The organism is Clostridioides sp. ZZV14-6150, from assembly GCF_020657875.1.
Lineage (GTDB): Bacteria > Bacillota > Clostridia > Peptostreptococcales > Peptostreptococcaceae > Clostridioides.
Map to the genome: position 1 here is coordinate 1 of NZ_JAGWDA010000035.1, position 5,530 is coordinate 5,530.

At 27.5% G+C, this 5,530-nt stretch carries 3 protein-coding genes; 1 reads left to right on the forward strand and 2 read right to left on the reverse strand.

Features of this window, described 5'->3' with window-relative positions; all coding sequences use genetic code 11:
- Positions 1-785: 785 nt before the first annotated feature.
- Positions 786-1,325 carry an anaerobic ribonucleoside-triphosphate reductase activating protein gene (gene nrdG, locus KGF41_RS20250; RefSeq protein ID WP_227830474.1) on the reverse strand — a complete coding sequence of 180 codons (540 nt, stop codon included), beginning with the start codon at positions 1,323-1,325 and terminating at the stop codon, positions 786-788.
- 21 nt (positions 1,326-1,346) lie between these two features.
- Positions 1,347-3,698: an anaerobic ribonucleoside triphosphate reductase gene (locus tag KGF41_RS20255; RefSeq protein ID WP_227841397.1), complete on the reverse strand. Its 2,352-nt coding sequence runs from the start codon at positions 3,696-3,698 to the stop codon at positions 1,347-1,349.
- A gap of 372 nt (positions 3,699-4,070) precedes the next feature.
- Here KGF41_RS20255 and KGF41_RS20260 point away from each other — a divergent pair, with 372 nt between their 5' ends.
- Entirely contained in the window at positions 4,071-5,255 is a 1,185-nt protein-coding gene (locus tag KGF41_RS20260; protein WP_227857114.1) for a pyridoxal phosphate-dependent aminotransferase, read from the forward strand.
- The last annotated feature ends 275 nt before the right edge of the window (positions 5,256-5,530 follow it).

Below are 5,530 nucleotides of genomic sequence, written 5' to 3' on the forward strand. Positions count from 1 at the left end.
TATTGTTATCAAAATATCTGGCTTTATGGTTTGTTTCTTGTTTTATAAATTAACCTACTGTTTAATTTTCAAAGTTCTTTATGTTTATGCCCTTTTCTTGAGGACAAGTATTACTATACCAACTTTTTCTTTTAGAGTCAACAACTTTTTTTACATTTTTTATTTTTAAATTACCACTTTACCTCTCTATTGTAATATTATCCACATTATAAACAACTGATTCATATTGTTTTAACTTATTATATTAAATATTATCCACATTATAAACATATTTATCCACATATTACATAATTTATTATTTTTTGAATAAAGATAAATCCATATGTATAATCATTTCTCATTAGTCTGCTTATTTATATGATAAAATATGTTTACAACTTGAAAACTTTAGTTGAAAATGCTTACTTTAGTAGCAGCATTATTTTATCTCAAAAATATTAATAATAATATTAGTAGTAATAATAGTACACAAGCATATAATTTTATTAAAGTATTTATCAATACCTTAATATTTACTTCATAAATTTGTAGATTAACTAAAACGCTCACAATCTAACTAAATATTTTAGTTTCCTAGCCGAGAATCGATTAAACAATTTTTAATTTTTGAAACTCTATCTAAAAAGAATATACATTAAAACAAACTAATATATTATAAAACCAAAGCTATAACAGTTAATCTAATATAATTACATTTTATATAACACGTAATTAAACAAAAACTTTTTACATAAAAATAGACGAAGGTAAATATATTTTTATATTTACCTTCGTCTATTTACGTTCTATTCTGCTATAGATAAATCGTCTTTCATATACTGCTCAATTAAAAACACTTTTTTATACTTTAGGCTCTTCTGAACATCAATTATTCTTTGATTTGATGAACCTCTAAATTTTAAACTTATATCTTTTTTTTCATCTATAAATCTTCCGTCTACTAAAACATCAATCTGCTTTAATAGGTTCAAGTTTTTGAAATATGCACTATTTTTTTTATCTAGTAGTTGTTCAAATGTAAATCCTGTATAGGACCATACATCTAATCCAGTCTTTTTAGCTTCTTTTGCTATTTCTTCTAATGGTTCTGGTTGTAAAAATGGCTCTCCACCTGATAGTGTAATACCCTTTTGTAATTTTAGTGACTTTATCTCATTTATAATTTCTTTTGTATCCATATAAAAGCCACCACATAAATTATGTGTTTGAGGATTATGACATCCTTTACAATTATGAACACATCCTTGAGTCCATATTACCATTCTTAACCCTGGTCCATCAACTATACTGTCATGACTTATAGTAGATGACATTCTTATCTTCATAACTTATTCCTCCAAATAAAACTATCTATGTTTTACCCTATCTTTAACTTCAGCTTTTTTTGCATTATTAAATCTGTCAACTGTACCAACTAAATATCCTGTTATTCGTCTTATTCTTTCAAATTTAATATCACTTTCATCTTCATTTCTTCCACATACAGGACATATATTACTTGCTATTACTCCCGAGAAACCACATATAGGGTCTCTATCCACAGGATGATTTATACTTCCGTATCCTATACCCAAATCTTTCATTGCTTTTATGACAGTTTCAAAAGCTTCTAAGTTATCAGATGGATCTCCATCTAGTTCTACATATGTTATATGACCTGCATTAGTAAATTCATGATATGGAGCTTCTATCTCAATTTTGCTATATGCACTTATATTATAATAAACTGGAACATGGAATGAATTAGTATAATACTCTTTATCTGTAATACCTTTAATTTCTCCATATACTTTCTTGTCTATTTTAGTAAATCTTCCTGAAAGACCTTCTGCTGGAGTACCCATCAAAGAGAAATTTAATTTATATTTGTCTGTAGCTTCATCCATTTTATGTCTCATATATGACACTATTTTTAGTCCTAACTCTTGTGCTTCCTTACTTTCTCCATGATGTTTACCTGTAAGAGCAATAAGACATTCTGCTAAACCTATAAACCCAATAGTCAATGTTCCTTGCTTTATTACTTCTTTTAATGTGTCTTCTGGTCCCAAATCATCAGAATCTTTCCATACACCTTGCCCCATTAAAAATGGGAAGTTTTTCATTTTTTTATTTCCTTGAACTTCAAGACGCTCTAATAATTGTTCTATAATTAGGTCCAATTTCTCATCTAGTTCTTTAAAAAACTCATCTAAATTAGTTTTATCATTTTTTATAATTCCATGTTTTATACCTAATCTTGGAAGATTGACAGTAGTAAAAGATATATTTCCTCTGCCACTAACTGTTTCTGGTCCACATACATTACTAAGTACTCTTGTTCTACAACCCATATATGTAGCTTCTGTATCTGGATCTCCTGCTTTATAATATTTAGCATTAAAAGGAGCATCTAAAAAGCTAAAGTTAGGAAATAATCTTTTAGCTGATACCCTGCATGATAACTTAAATAAATCATAATTAGGATCTTCAGGATTTAAATTTACACCTTCTTTGACCTTAAATATCAATATTGGGAAAATTGGTGTCTCTCCATTACCTAAGCCTCTTTCTTGTGATAATAATAGATTCTTAGTTACCATTCTTCCTTCTTCAGAAATATCTGTTCCAAAATTTACACTTGAAAATGGTACTTGTGCACCTGCTCTAGAATGCATTGTATTTAAGTTATGTATAAATGCTTCCATAGATTGATATGTCTTTTTATCAGTTTCTTTATATGACTCTTCAAATGCAAAGTTTTGCATGTTCTTTATAAGTTCTTCATCAATGTTAAATGTTTCTCTTAGTTTTTCTTTTTCAGAGTTTAAATACAGTTCATCTTTTTTAAGACCAACTTTTTTATTTGTTTCTTTCTCTGTTCTATATACTATGTCCTTTATTGCTTCATTATTTTCAATTCCTTTAAACAATTTTAATGCTTTAGCTAAGTTTCCTATGTAGAATTTTTTAAATGTCTTATACACACCTTCAGACAAACCATAATCGAAAAATGGTATACTTTGACCTCCATGTTGATCATTTTGATTACTTTGTATCGCAATTGCAGCTAAAGCTCCATAACTCATTATATCTTGTGGTTCTCTTAAGAAACCATGACCAGTTGAAAAACCATCCTCAAATAGTTTTTTAACATCTATCTGACAACAAGTTAATGTTCCCATATTTAAAAAGTCCATATCATGTATATGTATATCTCCATTATCATGTGCGAAAGAATGTTCTGGCTTTAATATATGAGTCTTACAAAATTCTTTGGATACAGTACTTCCATATTGTAACATTGTTCCCATAGCTGTATTACCATTGATATTTGCATTTTCTCTTTTTATATCAGCATCTTCTGCATCCTCAAAAGTAATTTCCTCTATTGCCTTCATTAATCTTGTTTTTGAATTTCTTATTCTACTTCTTTCAGTTCTATATACTATGTACTCTTCACTAGTTTTTGCATGACCTGTTTCTATAAGAACCTTAACTACAGAATTTTGTATGTCTTCAACACTTGGAACTGATTCAGAATATTTATGATTTAGCAACTTTATTACTTCTTGAGTTAGTTGCTCAGATAACTTATAATCAGGTACAATACCTTCTCTTTCTGCAACATTTGTTGCTGCTAAAAATATAGCTCTTGTTATTCTATCTTCATTAAATGGAATCACTCTTCCATCTCTCTTTTTTACAAACTCAACCAATTAAAAAAACCTCCTATTACTATATATTGTATTTTATTAATCTACATACCACTATATGTAGTATATTAAGTCTAAAAAAATCCCCTTCAACTAAGTTAAAGGGATTATCTTAATAATTACTATATTAAGATTACCAAATTTGTACATAATAGTCAAACTAACGCAAATCATTGCAAATACTATGTAGATATTTTGAACATCAGCGTTTGTAACAACTTTGGAAGTCAAAACTTTTTTCTCTTTTTTTTACACTAATTTTAGGCAAAAAATACTTATTTTCATATGTATTAATATATATATCTACAAATTTCCTTATGTACATTTTTCAAATTTGTCGTATAATATAAATAATAATTTAAAAGGGGGCATTTTATGTTATCAAAAAGACTAAACTTTATAACTCCATCCTATACAATAGGTATTAGTTCAAAAGTTAAAGAAATGGAAAGTGACGGAATTAAAATAATCAACCTTAGTATAGGAGAGCCTGATTTCAATGTACCTAATGTTGCAAAATCTTATGGAATTGACTCTTTAAATAAAGATTGTACTAAATATGATTTAGTTCCTGGATTGAAAATGCTTAGAGAAGAAATCTGTAAAAAACTTATGGAAGAAAATAACTGTAGATATTCAATAGATGAAATAGTTATATCAAGTGGAGCTAAAAATTCTATAACAAACACTTTGCTAGCGTTAACAGATGAGGGAGATGAAGTGTTATTGCCAAAACCATATTGGGTTAGTTATCCTGAAATGGTTAAATTAGTTAATGCTGTTCCAGTTTTTATTGACACTAAAAAAGAAAATGGATTCAAATTAACAAAAGAAGAACTTGAAAAATCTATAACAAGCAAAACAAAAATTCTTGTAATAAATAATCCTTCAAATCCTACTGGTAGTGTCTATACAAGAGATGAGTTGATTGAAATTGTAAAAGTATGTATACAGAATAAAATATATATTTTGGCAGATGAAATATATGAAAAAATCTGTTACACTGGAAATTTCACATCAGTTGCTTCATTAAGTGAAGAAGCAAAAGATATAACTATAACTGTAAATGGTTTTTCTAAATCAGTTGCTATGACTGGATTAAGATTGGGCTATACTGCTTCTAATAAAACCATCGCTAAAGCAATGAGCTCTATACAAGGACATCTTATATCACATCCAAGCTTAACATCACAATACATAGCATATGGAGCTTTAAAAGATTGCTCGACTGATATATATGATATGGTTAAAACATATAAATCTAGAAGAGATTTAATCACATCTAAATTAGATTCTATCGAAAATGTAGAGTATGTAAATCCAGATGGTGCATTTTATGCTTTTATAGACCTTTCTAAGATAGCTGAAAAGTTTAAATACAAAGATAGTTTTTCTATAGAATTTTGTAATCAATTTTTAGAAGAATACAATGTAGCAGTTGTTCCTGGAATAGCATTTGGTATGGATAAATATATTCGTATATCTTATGCTTGTAATGAAAATACTTTCTTGTCTGGATTAGATAAATTAAAAGAATTTGTATCTAAGATAATGGCATAATAATTTTAATCAAACAATTTTTAAATATAAGATATTAGATGATAATTAATAGATTGTGTATCTATATAATATATTTAACATCGTAATTAAAAACTTAAATAAAATAAAAACCTATTGATTTTCATATCAATAGGTTTTTATTTTATTTCTTATATTAATCTAGAATTTTATTTTAAACTTTAAATCAATATGACAAATAAAAAAATTACGTGGCTACGTCCTACTCTCCCAGGCAGTTTCCCACCAAGTACCATCAGCGCTAGAGAGCTTAACTT

Coding starts and splice junctions, on each gene's coding strand:
- KGF41_RS20260 (WP_227857114.1), top strand. CDS start 4,071: ATGTTATCAAAAAGACTAAACTTTATAACTCCATCCTATACAATAGGT.
- nrdG (WP_227830474.1), bottom strand. CDS start 1,325: ATGAAGATAAGAATGTCATCTACTATAAGTCATGACAGTATAGTTGAT.